At 64.4% G+C, this 17,548-nt stretch carries 16 protein-coding genes; 6 read left to right on the top strand and 10 right to left on the bottom strand.

Annotated elements, in window-relative coordinates:
* Positions 1-23: 23 nt before the first annotated feature.
* Together ACVT6V_RS27275 and ACVT6V_RS27270 are read left to right on the top strand one after the other, a co-directional pair.
* Positions 24-1,904: a glycosyltransferase family 2 protein gene (locus tag ACVT6V_RS27275; RefSeq protein WP_489897185.1), complete on the top strand. Its 1,881-nt coding sequence runs from the start codon at positions 24-26 to the stop codon at positions 1,902-1,904.
* Complete coding sequence (locus ACVT6V_RS27270) at positions 1,889-4,147, top strand: acyltransferase family protein (protein WP_489897184.1); 2,259 nt, start codon at positions 1,889-1,891, stop codon at positions 4,145-4,147. Before ACVT6V_RS27275 ends, ACVT6V_RS27270 begins: the two co-directional genes overlap by 16 nt.
* A 37-nt stretch (positions 4,148-4,184) precedes the next feature.
* Here ACVT6V_RS27270 and ACVT6V_RS27265 read toward each other — a convergent pair whose 3' ends face one another.
* The 4 genes from ACVT6V_RS27265 to ACVT6V_RS27250 all read right to left on the bottom strand — a co-directional run bounded on the left by ACVT6V_RS27265 (position 4,185) and on the right by ACVT6V_RS27250 (position 6,973).
* Entirely contained in the window at positions 4,185-5,852 is a 1,668-nt protein-coding gene (locus ACVT6V_RS27265; RefSeq protein WP_489897183.1) for an HNH endonuclease signature motif containing protein, read from the bottom strand.
* A 113-nt stretch (positions 5,853-5,965) separates the two neighbouring features.
* Positions 5,966-6,301, bottom strand: coding sequence for a DUF3024 domain-containing protein (locus ACVT6V_RS27260; protein ID WP_489897182.1), 336 nt, complete (start codon positions 6,299-6,301; stop codon positions 5,966-5,968).
* Positions 6,302-6,308: 7 nt separating this feature from the next.
* Positions 6,309-6,812, bottom strand: coding sequence for a hypothetical protein (locus ACVT6V_RS27255; RefSeq protein WP_489897181.1), 504 nt, complete (start codon positions 6,810-6,812; stop codon positions 6,309-6,311).
* Positions 6,812-6,973 carry a hypothetical protein gene (locus ACVT6V_RS27250; RefSeq protein ID WP_489897180.1) on the bottom strand — a complete coding sequence of 54 codons (162 nt, stop codon included), beginning with the start codon at positions 6,971-6,973 and terminating at the stop codon, positions 6,812-6,814. Before ACVT6V_RS27250 ends, ACVT6V_RS27255 begins: the two co-directional genes overlap by 1 nt.
* Positions 6,974-7,207: 234 nt before the next feature.
* Between ACVT6V_RS27250 and ACVT6V_RS27245 the strand changes: the two genes are divergently transcribed.
* Positions 7,208-7,972: a hypothetical protein gene (locus ACVT6V_RS27245; protein ID WP_489897179.1), complete on the top strand. Its 765-nt coding sequence runs from the start codon at positions 7,208-7,210 to the stop codon at positions 7,970-7,972.
* 21 nt (positions 7,973-7,993) lie between these two features.
* On the opposite strand, the gene ACVT6V_RS27240 is transcribed toward ACVT6V_RS27245, so the two are convergent.
* From ACVT6V_RS27240 to ACVT6V_RS27230, 3 genes are read right to left on the bottom strand one after another with little or no spacing between them, the layout of a single operon-like run.
* Positions 7,994-8,626, bottom strand: a complete 633-nt coding sequence (locus tag ACVT6V_RS27240) for a TetR/AcrR family transcriptional regulator (protein WP_489901034.1) — start codon at positions 8,624-8,626, stop codon at positions 7,994-7,996.
* Positions 8,627-8,631: 5 nt separating this feature from the next.
* A complete protein-coding gene (locus ACVT6V_RS27235) occupies positions 8,632-10,233 on the bottom strand; it encodes a class I adenylate-forming enzyme family protein (RefSeq protein WP_489897178.1) in 1,602 nt (533 codons plus the stop codon).
* Positions 10,230-10,868 (bottom strand): nitroreductase family protein, encoded by a 639-nt coding sequence (locus ACVT6V_RS27230; RefSeq protein ID WP_489897177.1) that lies wholly within the window; start codon positions 10,866-10,868, stop codon positions 10,230-10,232. The genes ACVT6V_RS27235 and ACVT6V_RS27230 overlap by 4 nt, the downstream gene beginning before the upstream one ends.
* Before the next feature lie 156 nt (positions 10,869-11,024).
* Between ACVT6V_RS27230 and ACVT6V_RS27225 the strand changes: the two genes are divergently transcribed.
* A complete protein-coding gene (locus ACVT6V_RS27225) occupies positions 11,025-12,974 on the top strand; it encodes a flavin-containing monooxygenase (protein WP_489897176.1) in 1,950 nt (649 codons plus the stop codon).
* Positions 12,975-13,073: 99 nt separating this feature from the next.
* Here ACVT6V_RS27225 and ACVT6V_RS27220 read toward each other — a convergent pair whose 3' ends face one another.
* Both ACVT6V_RS27220 and ACVT6V_RS27215 read right to left on the bottom strand, forming a co-directional pair.
* On the bottom strand, positions 13,074-13,217 hold the full coding sequence (locus ACVT6V_RS27220; protein ID WP_489897175.1) for a hypothetical protein: 144 nt from the start codon (positions 13,215-13,217) through the stop codon (positions 13,074-13,076).
* 168 nt (positions 13,218-13,385) lie between these two features.
* Entirely contained in the window at positions 13,386-13,874 is a 489-nt protein-coding gene (locus ACVT6V_RS27215; RefSeq protein WP_489897174.1) for a hypothetical protein, read from the bottom strand.
* A gap of 348 nt (positions 13,875-14,222) precedes the next feature.
* On the opposite strand from ACVT6V_RS27215, the gene ACVT6V_RS27210 reads away from it, so the two are divergent.
* Complete coding sequence (locus ACVT6V_RS27210) at positions 14,223-15,650, top strand: phenylacetate--CoA ligase family protein (RefSeq protein WP_489897173.1); 1,428 nt, start codon at positions 14,223-14,225, stop codon at positions 15,648-15,650.
* On the top strand, positions 15,647-16,663 hold the full coding sequence (locus ACVT6V_RS27205) for a ThiF family adenylyltransferase (RefSeq protein WP_489897172.1): 1,017 nt from the start codon (positions 15,647-15,649) through the stop codon (positions 16,661-16,663). Before ACVT6V_RS27210 ends, ACVT6V_RS27205 begins: the two co-directional genes overlap by 4 nt.
* Positions 16,664-16,703: 40 nt before the next feature.
* Here the strand turns inward: ACVT6V_RS27205 and ACVT6V_RS27200 are convergent, their stop codons facing one another.
* Positions 16,704-17,438: an MSMEG_1198 family transcriptional regulator gene (locus ACVT6V_RS27200; RefSeq protein WP_489897171.1), complete on the bottom strand. Its 735-nt coding sequence runs from the start codon at positions 17,436-17,438 to the stop codon at positions 16,704-16,706.
* Positions 17,439-17,548 lie beyond the last annotated feature (110 nt).

The following is a 17,548-nucleotide window of genomic DNA, read 5'->3' as shown; positions in this document are numbered from 1 at the left end:
GGATGGTCAACGATTCTTGTCTCGTGGAGTTGACTATCGGGGGACCCAACTCGACGACGGATGCCCTCGAGAACACCGAGGTCGCAGCGCCCGAGGTGGCTACTCGGCCACTGCGACGAGCCCACGCGGAACCGCCTGCACCCGAACAGGATCCATTCGCGGTATCGGCCCCAGACGACGAGACGGTCTACGAATATCTCGGCCCACAAATGCGGTGGATTCAGCTATTTCTGATTGCCGCTTTTCTTCTTGTCGGCTGGTCGATGATCGCATTTGCCCGGGCACATCCTTTGCTGTGGATTGCGCTCATTGTTCTTGCCGCAAATGTGATTGGCACCACACTTTCGACGCTCACGGGGATGAACAGACGCCGCATCACCTGGCAGGCGCATCAGGAGCGCGTCGCCGACTGGCAGCCCGGCGAGAAGGGTTTTCCATCCGTCGACATCTTCCTCCCCACCTGCGGTGAGAGCCTCGACATCCTGCGCGCCACCTACCGTCACGTGCACGCCATGGCCTGGCCGGGGCGGCGCACGGTGTTCGTCCTCGACGACGCCGCCCGCGACGAGGTGCGCGAGCTCGCCGACACCCACGGATTCCGATACGTGGTGCGCCCCGACCGCGGGCACCTGCGTAAGGCCGGCAATCTGCGGCACGCCTGCACCATCAGTTCCGGCGAGCTGATCGTCATCTTCGACGCCGACTTCTGCCCGCGCCCCGACTTCCTCGGCCACCTCGTGCCCTATCTCGACGACCCGCAGGTCGCGATCGTGCAGAGTCCGCAGGCATTCGCCACCACCGATGCGATGGGCTGGATCCAGCGGACGGCAGGTGCGACGCAGGAGTTCTTCTACCGGTGGGTGCTGCCGTCCCGCGACCGGATCGGCGCAGCGAACTGTGTGGGCACCTCAGCGGTCTATCGGCGTGGCGCGCTGAATCGGGTGGGTGGCTTCGCGGCGATCGAGCACAGTGAGGACCTGCACACCGGCCGCCATCTGCAGCAGGCCGGTTACGCGATCCGCTATGTCCCGGTCGTGTTGTCGCGGGGCTTGTGCCCGTCGGACCTGGCCGGCTTCCTCAATCAGCAGTACCGCTGGTGTCAGGGGTCGTTGTCGCGGCTGCGCAACCACGACATCGACACACCTGTGCGGCCGACGGTCCGGCAACGCCTCGCCCAGTGGGCGGGCGTGTTCTATTACTTCACCACCGCGATGAACGTCTTTCTGCTGTTCCTGCCGGGCATCATCATGGCGGCGTTCTTCCCCGACGACGTCCGGCCGCAGCAGCTGGTGCCGTTCCTGCTCGGCCTCTGGGTGTACGTGGTGTTGTTCCCGCTGGTGTCGCGGACGCGGTGGCGGTTCGAGGTGCTGCGCATCCAGATCGCCTACAGCTACGCGCACACCATCGCGATCTGGCACAAGATCATCGGCCGTGAGATCGGCTGGGTGCCCACCGGTGCGGTCGGCAAGAGCAATTCGTTGGCCCGGTCGATCGCGCGGCTGGGCACGCTCGCCCTCGGCGGATCGCTGCTGGTGTTCTGGGTCGTGATCGTGCGTGACGTGCTCGTCTACGGGCTGGCCGCGTTCTGGATGATGGTCGGATTCGTCATCGCCTATACGTATCTGACGGCGCCGCTGCTGGTGGAGTTCGTGAAGATCCTGCGGTCGGGGCGGGGGAGCGTGACGTCGGCGCCGGAGACGTCCGCGGTGCCGGTCCGATTGCCACGACATCGTGCGGCCGACGACGACGCGTTCCGCCCGGCACGCACCGAGCAGCGTCCGACGGCGCCCAACTGGAATCGCATCACGGTCTTCGAGGTGGTCGGCTACACGAGTGCGATCGTGTTCATCGCGGCGCTCGCGGTGGGCTGGTTCGACATCATGGTGCCGTGGACCGCCCCGTGACGGCATTGTCGGAGGCGCCGACCGACCGCATCCCGGTGCAGCCGCCGCCACCGACGTTCTTCGACGACATCGCCGGGCTCCGCGGCATCGCGGTGCTGCTGGTGGTGCTGTTCCACGCACACGTCCCGTTCGTGACCGGCGGATTCGTCGGCGTCGACATCTTCTTCGTCATCTCCGGTTTCTTGATCACCCGGCTGCTCGTCCGCGAGTACGAGCGCACGGGGACGTTGTCGTTCAAGGGCTTCTACGCACGACGGGCCCGTCGCATCATCCCGCCGGCGGCACTGGTGATCGTGGTGTCGATCATCGGGGCAGTGCTGTTCATGCCGCTGCTGTCGGTGTTCAAACAGGCCATCGACCTGCTCGCCGCCGCCGCGCAGTTGGCCAACTGGCACTTCATCTCCCAGAACGCCAACTATCTGGCCGGCGCGATGGACGGCAGTCTCGCGACGCACTTCTGGTCGTTGTCGATCGAGGAGCAGCTGTACTTCGTGTGGCCGCTGCTGGTGTTCGGCGCGGCCTGGTTGGCGTCGAAAACGGCTCTGCGGCAGGCGCTGTCGATGCGGATGCTGGTCGGCCTGGTGATCGGCGCGATCACGGTGGCGTCGCTGGTGGTGGCCATCCGGCTGACCCCCACCGACCCGTCCAGCGCCTACATGGCCACCTACAGCCGCGCATGGCAATTCGGCGTCGGCGGCCTGATCGCCGTCGCGGCGCCGCTGTTCGCACTGCGCTGGAAGTCGCCGCGCCTGGCCATGGTGGTTGCCGTCGTGATCGGCTGGCTCGGCCTTGCCGCGATCGTCGTCGCCGCTGTTCAGATCAACGCCCACACGCCCTATCCCGGCACCGCGGCTCTGCTCCCGACGATGGGCGCAGCGCTGGTGATCGCCTCGGGCCAGTTGATCGCGACGCTGCCGTCCGCTGGTCGAGCGTCTTCCGCTGGTCGAGCGTCCGCGCCGCCTTCCGCTGGTCGAGCGTCTTCCGTTGGTCGAGTAGCCGCCGAGCTGCCTTCCGCTGGTCGAGTAGCGGCCGAGCCGCTAGGCGAGGCAGCGTATCGAGACCCCGCACCCCGAACCCTCACCCCCGCCACCCTCCTCGCCACCCCACCGCTGAAGTTCCTCGGCCGCGTCTCCTACGCCTGGTATCTCTGGCACTGGCCGGCGATCGTGCTGTTCGAAACCGCGACCGGCAACCATTCGTGGCCCGCGCTTCTCGCTGTTTCGCTGGTGGCGCTCGGCATCGCCACCGCGTCGACGATGTTCTTCGAGGAGCCGATCATCGCGCACCGTGAGCTCCGACGAAATGCGTCGGCCTCGATCTCGGTGGGCGTCACCGGGGTGGTGGTCGGGCTGGTCGCGACGATGGCGACGGGTGTGATCGTGGTGCAGATCGCCAGCCGCGACACAGTCGCGAACGCCGCGCTGACCTATCAGTCGGTGTTCGGAGTGGACAACAAGGACCCGTCGGGTGCCGTGGTGCCGAACCCTTTTCAGGCCTACGACGACCGGCCGTCGCCGCATGAGTGTCTGATCCCGGTGGGTGATCTGTCGCCGGACGTGGACTGCACGTTCGGTCCGGTGGGCGGGATTCCGGTGGTGCTGTTCGGCGACAGTCACGCCGATCAGTGGTCAGAGGCGATCCGCACCATTGGTGCCACGCATGGTTGGCGGATCCATCAGTTCACCAAGGCGGCGTGTCCGGCGCAGGATCTGAAGCCGCGAGGTCGGGTGCCCGACCCGTATGCGAAGCCTGATTGTGCGCAGTGGCGGGCGGATGCGTTGCAGCAGATCACGGCGGTGGCGCCGCGGATCATCTTCGTGTCGTCGCTGTCGACCTATGTGCCGAACGAGGCTCAGGCGGAGACGGCGTGGAATGACACGCTCACCACGCTGCGTGCCACGAAGGCGAAGATCGTGTACATCGCCGACACCCCGTACCCGGGTTTCCAAGTGGCCGACTGTATGTCGGGGGCGTTGGACAATTGGCACAAATGCGATTTCCCGCTCGACGGGTTCACCCGGATCGAGCCGATCCTCGAACAACAGGCGCAGGGCCGCAGTCGCGACATCCTCACGATCGGTGTCAACGACCTGCTGTGCGACGGCAATCTGTGTCTCCCTGCGCGCAACAAGATCCTCTTCTACCGCGACGACTCGCATCTGACCGCGACCGCGGCAAAGGTGTTGGAGCCGGCGTTGGTGAAGCAGTTGGATGCGGCGCGATTCGATTACGGCGGTCGGTGACCCGCGCTTGATCGAGCGACGGATGTGAACCGACGATTCATCGCGCGAGGTCATAACCCTCGGGCCCGGATTGGCAAATGGTCCATCCGTTCGCGACGGCATGGTTGCCGCGATCGCGTTCGATGAGTCGGCGGAGCAGTTCGTTCGCGATGATCTCCCCGGGTGTGCGGTGAGTGGGCGTGCGTGCAGGTTGGTCTGTCTGGGGTCGGGTCTGGTTGATCTCGTCGATGATCGTCTGCAGTGGGGTGCCCGGGTGGTTTCGGTCGGGTGTGTGTTCTCGGAGGCGTCGTTCGAAGAGTTCGCCGATGAAGGGTAGTTCGTTGATGCGTGGTGGGTTTGGTGGTGTGGTGCCGTCGGTGTTCAGTGTCCATTGGGCGCGGCCGGTGTTGGGGCCGTCTTTGATGATGTCGGTGGTGTATTGGCCGGGTTTGGTGCCGACCATGCGGTTGTGGGGTCCGCACGCGGGGGTGAGGGTGTTGATGTCGGTGGTGCCGCCGTCGGCGTAGTCGCGTTCGGCGTGATGGATTTCCACGGTGTCGAAGGCGCGGGTGCAGCCTGGGCAGGAGCAGCCGCCGCCGTGGGCGAAGAGCATGAATCGTTGGGCTTGGTTGGCCAGGCGTTTGGCGGTGCCGAGGTAGAGCGGTTCGCCGGTGTGGTCGGCGAACACGGCCAGGTGCATCTGGGAGTGGGCGGCCAGTTCGATCAGGGTGCTGATCGGCAGGCGTGCGCCGCTGGTGGTGGTGGCGACGCCGGCGCGTTCGCGTAGTTCGGATTCGGTGATCTTGATGATCAGGTGCGGCGGCAGTCCGCGGTGGCTGTTTCCGAGGATGCCGCCATCAAGGGCGTGGCGCAGCAGCGCGGCCAGTGCGTCGTGGTTGCGTTGCGGCTGGGAGCGGTGGTCGCGTTCGACGGCTTGGCGCAGTTGTTCGGCATCGACGACGTCGTCTGTGCTGCCGACCAGTGGGGTGTCGTCGGCGGGATTGTTCATGCCGGGAGCTGCCCAGCTGGCCAAGACCACGTCGAGCATGGCTCGGGTCTTCGGGTCCAGCAGGCCGGCGAGTTTGCTCATGTCCTGCATGTCTTGTTTGCCCACACCGAGTCGACGTTGCCGGGCGCGGTCGCGGTCGTCGGTGAGGGTGCCGTCGGGGTCGACGTGGCCGAGGATGCGTTTGCCGATCTCGATGAGTGCATCGGTGGAGTATTTGGTTGCCATGTCGGCCATTTCGGCTTCGGCGGCGGCGCTGACCGCGACCGGCAGCGCGGCCGGAATCCGGTGCAACGTCTTGAGGATGATGTCGACGTGATCAACACTGATCGCGCCGTCGATCAGCGCCTGGGCGGTGTTCGGGCAGGTGGGAGGCATCTTCTCGCCCTGCATCGAAAATCTCGGCGCCAGGGCAGCGGTGTGTCGCTGTCGCACGCGCGGCTCGCTGATCTTGAGGCGGTCGCCGAGGAAATCGGTCAGGTTTCGATACCCGAACTTGGTGAAGGCGCCTCGATCGGAGACATCCATCAAGCGGTGATGGCCCAAGCCACTCATCCGACGAACGGCACGCTCGTGCGCGTCGGCCACCTCCACGACCTCCACATCCGAGGCCGGCGTGGTGTCGACCTGCGCGATCCGATCCAGGACGTCGTGCAGTTCGCGGTACAGCGCCACCACCTCGGAGTGTGAATCGTCGGATGTCGGTCGGTCGGAATCCATGAGCTACACCTCCCCCTGATCGGCTCGCGGTCGAACGTACGTTCGAGTTTAAGGGACAGGAAAGGGATGCGCAAGAGGTTTGGCGGATGCTTCTGGCAAGAATTTCTGAACGCTCAGCCGAAGAAGATCGGATCTCCGCTGTCGGCGACGTGATCGAGGAGGGCTTGCACATTGTCGGTGGGCGGCAGGTCGGTGTACCTGTGGAACTTCAGGTTTCGGTCACGCCAGTACAGCGTCCACCGGCCCGTCGACGTCGTGTCGTGCAAGCGAGCGATCGGGGCCCGGGTCCAGGGTGCGTCCGAGCCGTCCCACGGAGGGCGCGTCTCCACAATCGTCGCGTGACGCTCGGCGACGTCACATTCGATGCGTACCTGATCCCAGAACTCCTCGGGCACCCGGTCGCGGCACCACCGGCGGATGCGCGCGATGTCGATCTCGGGAAGGGTCACGGGTTCCTCACCCCAGCAACTCGAACACGAATGCGGTAGCGAACAATCCGACGGCGACCACTTGCAGGATGACGGCGTATTGCGCGGCTGTGGCCTTCGACTTGTTGCCCTGACGCAGACTGATCGTGGACAGGACGAGCCGTCGCAGGACCATCCTCTCGGCCGTCTCCTCGTCCAGGTCCCAGAGGTCTTCGGTCATCCCGTTCAGGGTCTTCTCGCCGGTGACTGTGAGCTTGAGTGACCAGTTCTGGATGAAGATGGCGATGAAGGACGAGACGACGAAGCATGCCAGGGAAGCGACCAGAACCCACTTCGACTGCCAGTGGTTCGTGACAACGTAGTCCTTGCCGAGAACATAGACGGTGATGGCGGCGATCAGCGCAATCAGTGCGGCGCTCGTCTTGATGATCGAATCGCCGCGTGACTCAAGCACCTTACGACGGTCGTACTCGCCCGCCAGGAGGTCGCTGACGTGTTTGGTGTAGATCGCGGCGACAGGCTTTGACGGCACTACTGGTCTCTTCGGAACACCTTGTCGAGGAAGGTCTCGGGGGATCGATAACGCAGCACCTCGTCGTCGTCTCCGGGATCCTCCCAACGGCGGATCGGCGGGGCGGGCGGAATCAGCTCGCCGTAGTAGTCATCGTGATCGTGGTCGCGTTCATCGGCCATGACGCTCACCTCTACCTTGCTCATGAAGTTGGGATCAGGGTACGCCCAGGTCAGAGGCGGTGGTGTCATTCGTTTGGGCGAATACTCCGCGGGAGGCGAATGGTGCCGCGGGCAGCTACTCGGCCACTTCCGACTCTGTTTGGAGGAGTACACGCGTAGTTCCCTACGCGTGAACGCGATTGCGTCATCGCTGACACTGATTCCACCCTGTCGATTGATAGAAAGGTTGGAACAATGTCCATCACAACTGGTAGCGCATTCTCGCTCGAATGCCTGGGCACAGGCCCCGGGACATCACGGTTTCTCGACGGACGAACGGCCAATGCGACTGTCGGGTTGTCGCCGAACACCGAAGCCCCGTTCACCGGCGCCCGATGGGTCGCAGTCGACCTGCAGGACGGCGGCCTACGTCTGATTTGTCTTGGAGCGCTGTCGGGTCCGAGGTTGCTCGACGGAGTCACGGCCGCCGGCACGGTGGGTCTGGCGCCTCAGCAGTATCGAGAGTTCACCGGCACCCGGTGGGAGGTGCGATCCGTCGGCGGTGACGCCGTCGCGTTCAAGTGTCTGGGTTCGATTCCGTCGCCCAACGTGTTTCTCGATGGCCGGACGGCCGACGGGACCGTGGGGCTGGCGCCGCAAACCGGGGGAGTGTTCACCGGAACCCACTGGCGTGCAGTCAAACTGGTGAGTTCACCCTCGATCGGGGTGACTCCCGTACGAACTCAGACCGGCGTGGATATGACAGTGAAGGTCGCGGGCCTGCCTCCGAACACAGAGATCAAGACCTTTTTCCTCGGCGTACCCAGACGTGCCGGGTTCGAGTCCGGTGGCTTCGGGATCAGCGGCGGCGATGGTGTGGCCAGCGCATTCACACGATTCTCGTTCACCAGTACCGACCACGACGACAGCTTCACGAGTGTGATCGTGTTGGCTCATGCCGCCGGCACTGTGGACAAGAGTGCCGCCACAACCGTCAGTTCCGCGAACTGGGTCGCGTGAGGTGCGGTTGCGCTGCGCGGGTCACCCGTCGTGGCCCGCGTAGCGCAGCACCCCATTCACCCCGAAATCCACATAATCCGCAACCAGCTGATCGACGTCCTGGTCGTCGTGCAACCACCAGCTGATCCCGTTCATCAAGTCCAGCAACGCAATCGCCGACTGTCCCGCATCGCGCACCTGGAACTGTCCGGCCCGTGCGCCGGCGGCGATCACGTCACGCACCCGACGCTGGTAGTACTTGCGGTAGTCGGTCACCACCGCCCGATGCTCCGGCAGCAGCGCCGACAGTTCCCGCAACGACACCAGGTGCTCCACCCGGTGTTGGGCCAGATGCCGGACATGGATCTCGACCAGTCGGGTCAGCCGCTGGGCCGGTGTGCCCTCCTCATCCAGAACCAGCAGATGTTCCTGTGGGTCCTTGGTCATCTGCAACGCGATGGCGTAGAGGATCTCCTCCTTGGAATGGAAGTGGTTGTAGAGGCTCGCACCCTTGATCCCGACGGCCTGGGCGATATCGCGCATCCCGGCGTTGTTGTATCCGTGCTCGGCGAAATACGCTGCGGCGGTGGCCACGATCTCGTCGCGGCGCACCGCGCGCCGGACCCCACGCCCCTCGGCACGCGCATCGGTTTCGGCCGGCGCCGCGTCGTCCATCCCCATCAGCCCTTCCCGTAGCGTCTCCGGAGCTCCCGCTTGAGTAGTTTGCCCTGCGGGTCGGTGGGCAGCTCGGTCACCAGGTGGATAGCCTTCGGGATCTTGTAGGAGGCCAGGTCGTCCCGGCAGAAGGCGCGCAGGTCATCCGCCGTCGCCGTCGCATTGTCCTGCAGGACGACGAACGCGGTCACCGCCTCCGACCAGTAGTCGTCGGGCAAACCCACGACGGCCGCTCGCAGCACATCCGGGTGGCTCTGCAGGGTGCGTTCCACCTCCTGTGACGACACGTTGTAACCGCCGGTCTTGATCATGTCCTTGCGGCGATCCCGGAAGAACAGATTGCCGTCGTCGTCGATGCGGACGATGTCGCCGGTGTGGACCCAGCCGTCGGCCAGCACTGCGGCGGTCCGCTCGGGATCCTTGTGGTAGCCGAGCATCACCGACGGTGTCCGGCACAGCAGTTCGCCCTCGGCGGCATCGTCACCGTTGGCGTCGACGACGCGGATCTCCAGATGTCCGACGGGTTTTCCGATCCAGGTCGGATCATGGTCGGGCACATCCTCGAGCCGCGTGAACCAGCCGACCGAGCCGAGCTGGGTGAGTTCGGACTGACCCCAGTAGGTACCCCACACCGACGACGGTGTCGCGTCGGCCCACGCGTCGATTGCGAACGGTGACACCTGGCCGCCGTAGGTGAGGCAGCGACGCACGGAACCGACTGTCTCCGGACCGAAGTCGGGGTGATTGGCCAGCGCGATGTAGAACGTCGGGGTCTGCGCGAGCACCGAGATCTGCTCGTCGCGGATCACCCGCAGCGATTCACCCGGATCGACGGAGGCCGGTAGTACCAGCGTGGCGCCGAGCAGGGTCAGCGAGGTGAGCGACCCGATACCGGCGATGGTGTGGAAGGGCATCACATAGAGCCACACATCGTCGGGCAGGCATCGCAGCCCCCACGTGTAGGCCGGGGCGGTGGAGATCAGGTAATTGCGGTGCGCGATCTCCACACCCTTGGGCGCCGACTCGGTGCCGCTGGTGTAGACGATCATCGCGAGGTCGTGCTCGTCGACGTCGGCGACGGGCTCGTCGGCCGATGCTTCGCTCACCACGGTGTCGAAGGAACTCCACGTTGGGTCGGGGGACTCGCCGATCACGATGACACGGGCGTCCGCACGGGTGGCGATCGGAGCGGCGAGGGCGGCGTTCTCGGCCGCCACCACCAGCACCGACGGCGCGAGATGCTCGATCTGCTGGGCGATCTCACGTTTGCCGAACAGCGGGCTGATCCCTGAGTAGAAGGCGCCGATCTTCAGTGCGCCGTAGTAGGCGACCACGTTCTCGACCCTGTTGCGGCCCATCACCGCGACGCCGTCACCGCGGCCGACGCCCAGTCCTTCCAGGACGTGGGCGAAACGATTGGCGAGCTGGTTCAGTTCGCCGTAGGTCGTCGCGTGGCGGGTGCCGTCAGCGGAGTACGACACGATCGCCGGCTTGGCCGCCTGTGTTTGGGAGAGCCGGCGCAGCTGATCGCCGATGGTCGCCCGCCCCAGCATCGACGACTGTGCAGGGGTGAGGCCGCGGGGCGGCACACTCGTCGGGGCGCTCATGCGAACATCGGGGTGTCGAACGTGTCCAGGTACGCGATCTCCTCCACGGGTGAACGAGTGAGCTTGTGGGGGAATCCATCCCGCGGATAGCCGACCGCCACGTGGGCGGCGGTGATGAATCCGTCGGGAATGTGCAGCAGCTCCTTGACGGCGGGTTCCTCGGCGCAGAGCAGGGTGGTCAGCGCCGACGCGACGCCCTGTTCACGCAGGGCGAGGGTCAGGTTCTGAACGGTCGGATAGATCGACGCGCCGCCGACCACGCTGAGCCGGCCCAACTCGTTGTCCGTCGGATGTAGGCCTTCCATCTCCGCGCAGACCACGACCATCACCGGCACGTCCGCGAGGTGATGGGCGAAATCGTTGGCGCTCTCGATGGTCTTGGGGACGGCACCCACCGCCTTGGACCCGTCGACGATGGCGGCGTAGTAGGCCTCCCAGTAGGGCAGATACAGCTCGGCGAGCCGCTTCTTGGTCTCGGCATCGCGCACCACCACCCAGCGCACCGGCTGACGGTTGCCGCCCTGCGGGCCGAATCGGGCGTTGTCGAAGGCCTGACGCAGTACCTCGTCGCTGACGTGCTTGTCGCTGAAGTAACGGCACGTCCCGGTCGACCGCATTGCCTCGCTGAGTTCCATCACCACTCCTTGTTCGCTGGGTAAACCAACCAATGACTAACTGCGGTTAGCATGATGTGGATCACACTCGCACGGGCTGTCCAATGTGTCAAGCGTCGGTGGTGACCAGCAGCGACGGCCTTGACGACGCGTAACTAACCGTGGTTAGCATTGTGTATGTCGTCTTCCATCACTGCACGCGCCGCCGCGCCCGTGGACGTGCCGCGGTTGCAGCGCGCTGTCCGTGCCGGCAACATGCCCACCCTGATCGCGGTGCTGGTCGAGCTCACGGGGGACCGCCGATGGTTGTCGGAGCGCTACCGGCCGACGAGGTCGCGGGGCATGGACGACAACCGCACCGGTGGATTGGCGTCGGAGATCCAGGAGGAGATCGCCGGCGCGGTGGTGGATGCGGTGATCGCCTGGCATGCCGACGGCTGCCCGCGGCGTCGGCTTCCCGACGAGGACCTGATTGCCGAACTGCTGGACTTCACCTCCGGCGAGACCGTCCCGCACGAGTTCAGCCCGATGATGGCCGAGATCATCGCTGGTGATCAAGAGATGGGCGATCAGCCCTCCACGCCGCCGGACGCCGACGTCGACCACCTCAGTGCCATCGTGATCGGGGCGGGCGTCGGCGGCATGCTGATGTCGGTGCAACTGGCGGCGGCCGGTGTCCGCCACGTCATCCTCGAGAAGAACGACGAGGTCGGCGGATCATGGTGGGAGAACCGGTATCCGGGCGCCGGCGTCGACACCCCGAGCTACCTGTACTCCATCTCGTCGTTCGACCATCATTGGTCCACCCATTTCGGTAAGCGCGACGAAGTGCAGGACTATCTCGCCGCCTACGCCGATCGGCACCACATCCGTGACCGCGTTCGGTTCGGCACGGAGGTGCAATCTGCGGCTTACGATGCGGCCGAACAACTCTGGACGGTCCGCGCGCGCGACCGAGACGGCGTCGTCCAGACGTTGCAGGCGCGGTTGCTGATCAGCGCCGTCGGCCTGCTCAACCGCCCCAAGGTGCCGCAGCTACCGGGTATGGACACCTTCGACGGCCCGATCTTCCACTCCGCCCAGTGGCCGGCGGCCCTCGACGACCCCGGCGCTCTGGAGGGCAAACGGGTCGCGATCGTCGGATCGGGCGCCAGCGCCATGCAGATCGGACCCGCCATCGTCGACAAGGTGAAGTCGCTGACCATATTTCAGCGGTCGCCACAGTGGATTGCGCCCAACGACGACTATTTCGCACCCGTCGGCGACGACGTGCACTGGCTGATGGAGCAGATCCCCGGCTACCGCGAATGGTATCGGGCGCGGCTGTCGTGGATCTTCAACGACAAGGTCCATCCCACGCTGCAGGTCGATCCGGACTGGCCGGAGGAGACCGCGTCGATCAACGCCGCCAATCACGGGCATCGCCGCTTCTATCTGCGGTATCTGCAGGAGCAACTCGGTGATCGGGATGATCTGATCGCCCTGTCCACGCCCGACTATCCGCCCTTCGGTAAACGGATGCTACTCGACAACGGGTGGTACACGATGCTGCGCAGGTCGAACGTCGACCTCGTGCCCCATGCCGTGCGCGAGGTCACCGCCACCGGACTCGTCGACGATGACGGTCGTGAGCGTGACTTCGACATCGTCGTCTTCGCAACAGGTTTCCACAGCGACCGGTTCCTCTACCCGATGGATGTGCGCGGCCGCAGTGGGCGCTCGACCGTCGAGGTGTGGGGCGAGCACGACGCGTATGCCTACCTGGGTATCACCGCCCCCGACTTCCCGAATCTCTTTGTGCTGACCGGACCCAACACCGCACTCGGGCACGGCGGGAGTTTCATCAGCATCCTCGAATGCCAGGTCCGCTACATCGCCGACGCCATCGCGATGATGACGCGGGAGCGGCTGGGTGCACTCGAGGTGCGTCAGGACGTCACCGCCGAGTACAACAAGGCTGTCGACGAGGCACACGCCCGCATGGTGTGGACCCACCCGGCGATGAGCAACTGGTACCGAAACGACGACGGCCGCGTCGTCGCCGTCACGCCGTGGCGGATCATCGACTATTGGAAGATGACTCGGGCGGTGAAGCCGGGGGATTTTGTGGTGGAGTCGGTGGTGTAGAAGATTCGGTTTAGAACGAGTAGTGGCGCTTCTCCGCGGATTACATAACGGCGCTGTTGAGCGGTACCAGCTGACGGAAGAGCTTGTCGGTGTGCGCCATCACGGCCGGGCCGCGTCGTCGGGCTGTGTACCGGCGGTGGTCGAGCAGCTCATCTCTTCTGCCAGTATCTCATTGACCAGGTCGTGCTCGATCTCCTCGATCTCCGCGGTCGATTTACCGAACTGCACCAAGTAACTCGTCATGATCTGGATGCGATCGAGTTGACCCGCGCCGAAGTGTCCCCACTGCTCGCCGAAGAGCCTCCGAGACAATCGAACCGGCTTGGCGTCGAATGGCGGCTGCGGCGGACGAGGCACCTCAGCTGACTGGCGCAATGCGTTGCCGGCTTCGGGTCGGCTTTGGCGCCTCGTTCAGGGAAACAGGCTCTCCAGGCTGCCCCATGCGTTTTCGTTGTCGTCGGGCTCTGTCGGGTCGGGGCTGGCACTGATGTTGAAGGTCTTGGTGTGTTGTGTGTCATCTCCGGCGAAGTTGCCTGCGGCATCATACGGCGTGCATTTGCCGCCAACCGTGTACGTGCCCGGGTCGATGTTGATGGTGACGGTGCGCGGGGTGAAGTACTCGGGGGAGTCGTTGGCGATTCCGGCAAATCGTGGCGTAGAGGCGAGGGCGGAGTCGGTTGAGAGCAACTCATAGGATCCGACCCAGACGATGTCATCCTGAGATGAGGGTCCCGACGCGGTGCCGCGCCACACGATGTTGGCGTTGCAGGAGTTCAACGGGGGCGGCGTCAATGTGATGGTTGCTGAGCTCGCGGTGGTCGTAACAGCGAAGATGTTGGAATCGGCCGCCGCGGCGTGTCCGGCCGCGAGTGCCATGGCAGCTGATGTCGATACGACCACCCCTGCCAGGATAAATAGCGTTGTCCGAGACACTTATTGGACTCCTTCGTCATGGCCGCCGCGGTGATCGCGGCGAGATCATGCTCAATCTTGACGGTGCTACGACGCACCCGCAGGCGTGGCGCACACAATTAGCACGAAGGTACTAATTGCGGGGATCAACTTGAGCGGCATGTGGGCGCGAGGGCACCTGCGGTCACCAGCGCGAACCGGATCACGTCGCGACATCGATCGGCATCCACGAAGCCATCGCAGGGTGACAGCGGGTCCGTGCACTCGATGCGACTCGACTCGCTTCCGTTTGGGGAAACGGTACCTCCTTCGTCCATTCGAACGAAGGAGTACACCATGCACCCCGATACCCTCGCCTCGCCGGGCATGTCAGCGGCGACCGGCATTGCCAATCGCGCTATTCGGCGCGTACCCGCCTACGCCTCGTACCTACGGGATCGCGGCCATTCCCTAGCAGCGGTCGGCCCGGATGACTTTGCGCGCCTGCCCATCACGACCAAGAGCAGCTACATCGGGCAGTATCCGCTGGACGAGCTGATTTGGGATGGCGACATCACAATCGCAGGTACCTGGTCGTCGACCTCCGGATCCACGGGGTCGCCTACATTTTTCCCGCGAGAGTCCAGGTCGCTTGACGATTCTGCGGTGTTCTACGATCGGATTTTCAGGGAGGGATTCGACGTCGGCGGCCACCGCACGTTGATGATCGTGTGTTTCGCCATGGGCACGTGGATCGGCGGAACATACAGTTACCAGGCCGGCATCGCTCTGCGGCACCGTGGAAATCGCCTGTCGGTGGCCACACCGGGGATCGATGTTAAGGCCGCCGTGGCGATCCTGGAGCAACTTGGATCACGATACGACAAGATCGTCCTAGCGGGGTATCCGCCATTTATCAAGGATGTGATCGACCAGTCTTCGGCCCGCGCACTCTCCCAAGACATTGCTGTCTTGCTTGCCGGCGAGGCGATCTCGGAAGAGTGGCGCGACCACATTCTCGAGCGGCTCGGTGTTCCCCACGAACCAGCTCGCGTCTGTCTGATGTATGGAACTGCCGAAGCCGGCGTGATGGGTCATGAGACGCCCGCGACGACGAGGATTCGTCGGGCGGCCCGGACCGACTCTGCGCTGTGCGTGGGCATATTCGGTGAGCACACCCATCGACTGCCTACATTCGTGGAATTCGACCCGATGCGACGATTCACCGAGGTGGACGACGAGGGCAACCTCCTCTTCACCATCGACTCGGTCTTGCCATTGATCAGATACCGGATCAATGATCGGGGCTCGGTCTTATCGGGGCGTCGCCTGGGCGCCATCCTCGAGGATTCCGGTCATGGCGAACTTGCCGGCAACATCGAGCCCACGTCCGGCTTCATAGTGTTGACGGGACGACCGGACGTGGCGGCAACGTTCTACTCGGCGAACCTCTACCCCTGCGACCTCAAGGACGCGTTCGAAGACCCGAGCGTCTCGCGACTGTTGACCGGAAAATTCGTTGTCGACACGGATCCTGACGAACACCAGGACCCGGTGCTGCGGATACGGGCTGAACTCGCGGCCAACGTCGGTACCGGTGACGTTTCGCTTGGTGATCGGTTGTCGACGCTAAGCCTGGCCTCGTTGGTCGCGAACAATGAGGAGTTCCGTACGTTGTACGCGACGCATGGTGACCGCACGGTACCGCAGATCGAGCTGCATCCCTATGGCACAGGGGACTTCGTACCCGGAGCAAAACACTGCTACATCGGAGCCGGTCGATGATCGAGATCCTGCACCCGGCCAGAGATGCGGCCCGCATCGCTGAGTTGACTCGGCACTATGAACTGGTCGACGGGTGGACGAGCGCACGTGACGAGCTGGCGGCGTTGCGGCGGCTCGAACCAGGTCCGTTCCCGACATCCGAGGCGGATCTGGAGTCTTCCAGTCGATACGTTGCCTACCCGTGGCGTCGTGTCCTCGTCAGACTGCCCGAACCGGGGACCTTCCATCAGCTCAGAACCGCGCGGAATCGTTACCTCGTTGCGACCGACGAGCAGAGGAGGTGGTCATCGGCGATAATTGCGGTCGCCGGTCTGAGCGTCGGTGGTTCGCTGTTGCACACCTGTGTGCTGACCGGTGCGCGGAACTTTCGTATCGCCGATCCGGACACCCTCGGTCCCACCAACCTCAACCGGCTGTCCGGTTCGGTATGTGATCTTGGCGTTGCAAAAGTGGTACTGGCACAACGCCGAGTCCTTGAAAGCGACCCATACGGCCAGCTGCAGGCCTTTCCGGAAGGGTTTTCCGCCGACAACGCCGGAGCGTTTCTCGGCGACGGATCCACCCCGTGCGTCGATGTCGTTCTCGAGGAGGTCGACGATCTCGCTATGAAGGTTGAGATTCGCCGGAGGGCGAAGGCATTGGGAATTCCCGTTGTGATGGTTACCGACGACGGGGACAACGTGATCCTCGACGTCGAACGCCATGATCTCGATGCCGACTATCCGCTGTTCCACGGTCGCGCCGGTGACGTCGCGGCCCTGGAAGCGGCCGCGTTGCGGGACCCGGCGCGGCGAGTCCGGATCGCGGGTGCCATTGTCGGCGAGGAGATCAGTCCACGAATGAAGACCGCGTTGTCAGCAGTCGGACGGACGATCCCGTCGTGGCCGCAGTTGGGCACCGCGGCCACTCTCGCCGGGGCGGTCGGGGCGATGACCGCGCGCAAGATCGTATGCGGTGACGCGATTCCCTCAGGTCGTTGGCATATTCGGATCGACGAACTGTTTGTCGCCTGAGTCGGGGTCGGTGGGTTGACGGACCCACCGACCCCGCAGATCAGCAGTGAGGTCGTAGGACGTCCTCATGGCCGTGTCTGCGACACCAACTGACGATGTATCGCGCGTGCAGGCCGCACCATCGGTAAACCGATGCTTGGGTTAGTGGCAGGCGCTCATCGTGCTCGTTGCGTCGGCACATGAGCGGCCCAATGTAGTTCGTGACCACCTTGTTGGCGGTGTTCGGGGACACCCTGGCGACCTCGGCGAGAGTCGCGCCGTCAGTTGCGTTGCCCGACGCGATGGCGCCGGCCATCCGTGCCGCGGTGACGCCTCGTCGTCCCTCGAACAGTTCGAACAGCGAGGGCCGGGAGATTCCAGGGACCGTTTGTGTCAGGCGTCGGCCCAGAGCGACACTGCGCAGAGAGTCCATGAAGACCTGTAGACCTGCAGACTTTGCGACGACGCCGGAAACGTCGGAACGCAACCGAGCTTCAGCAAGATGGTCTTCCTCCATGGAGTGTCCCTGCGTCGCCAGGAGTACCGGTGCGAGACGGTCGGCCGCCCTCAGTCCTTCGATCACGTCGAGTCCATCGAAGGTCCATTCCAGGTCGGCTCTGTTGAAGATCAGATCTGCACTGACCACATCGAAGCGAACCCGGGCGGCGATGGATCTCTCGAACTCGTCGCGGTCGCCGGCAACCACCACGGATACATCGTCGAATGCCGTTTGAAGCGGAGCGGAAACAACGTGGCCGAGAGGAGAGGCGATGAGGATGCGTAGTCCGGATGGCATGTGCGAATAGTGCCAAACTCAGCGCAATCATGCGCGATTACGCATCCAACAGTCATGTGGGTGAAGGAATCCGCCCGGAACCGCGAAACCAGGGTCGTCCACACGGCTGA

The organism is Gordonia sp. LMA167, assembly GCF_058130025.1.
Note: the sequence above shows the minus strand (reverse complement) of the source record. Positions and strands in the feature narration are given on the sequence as shown.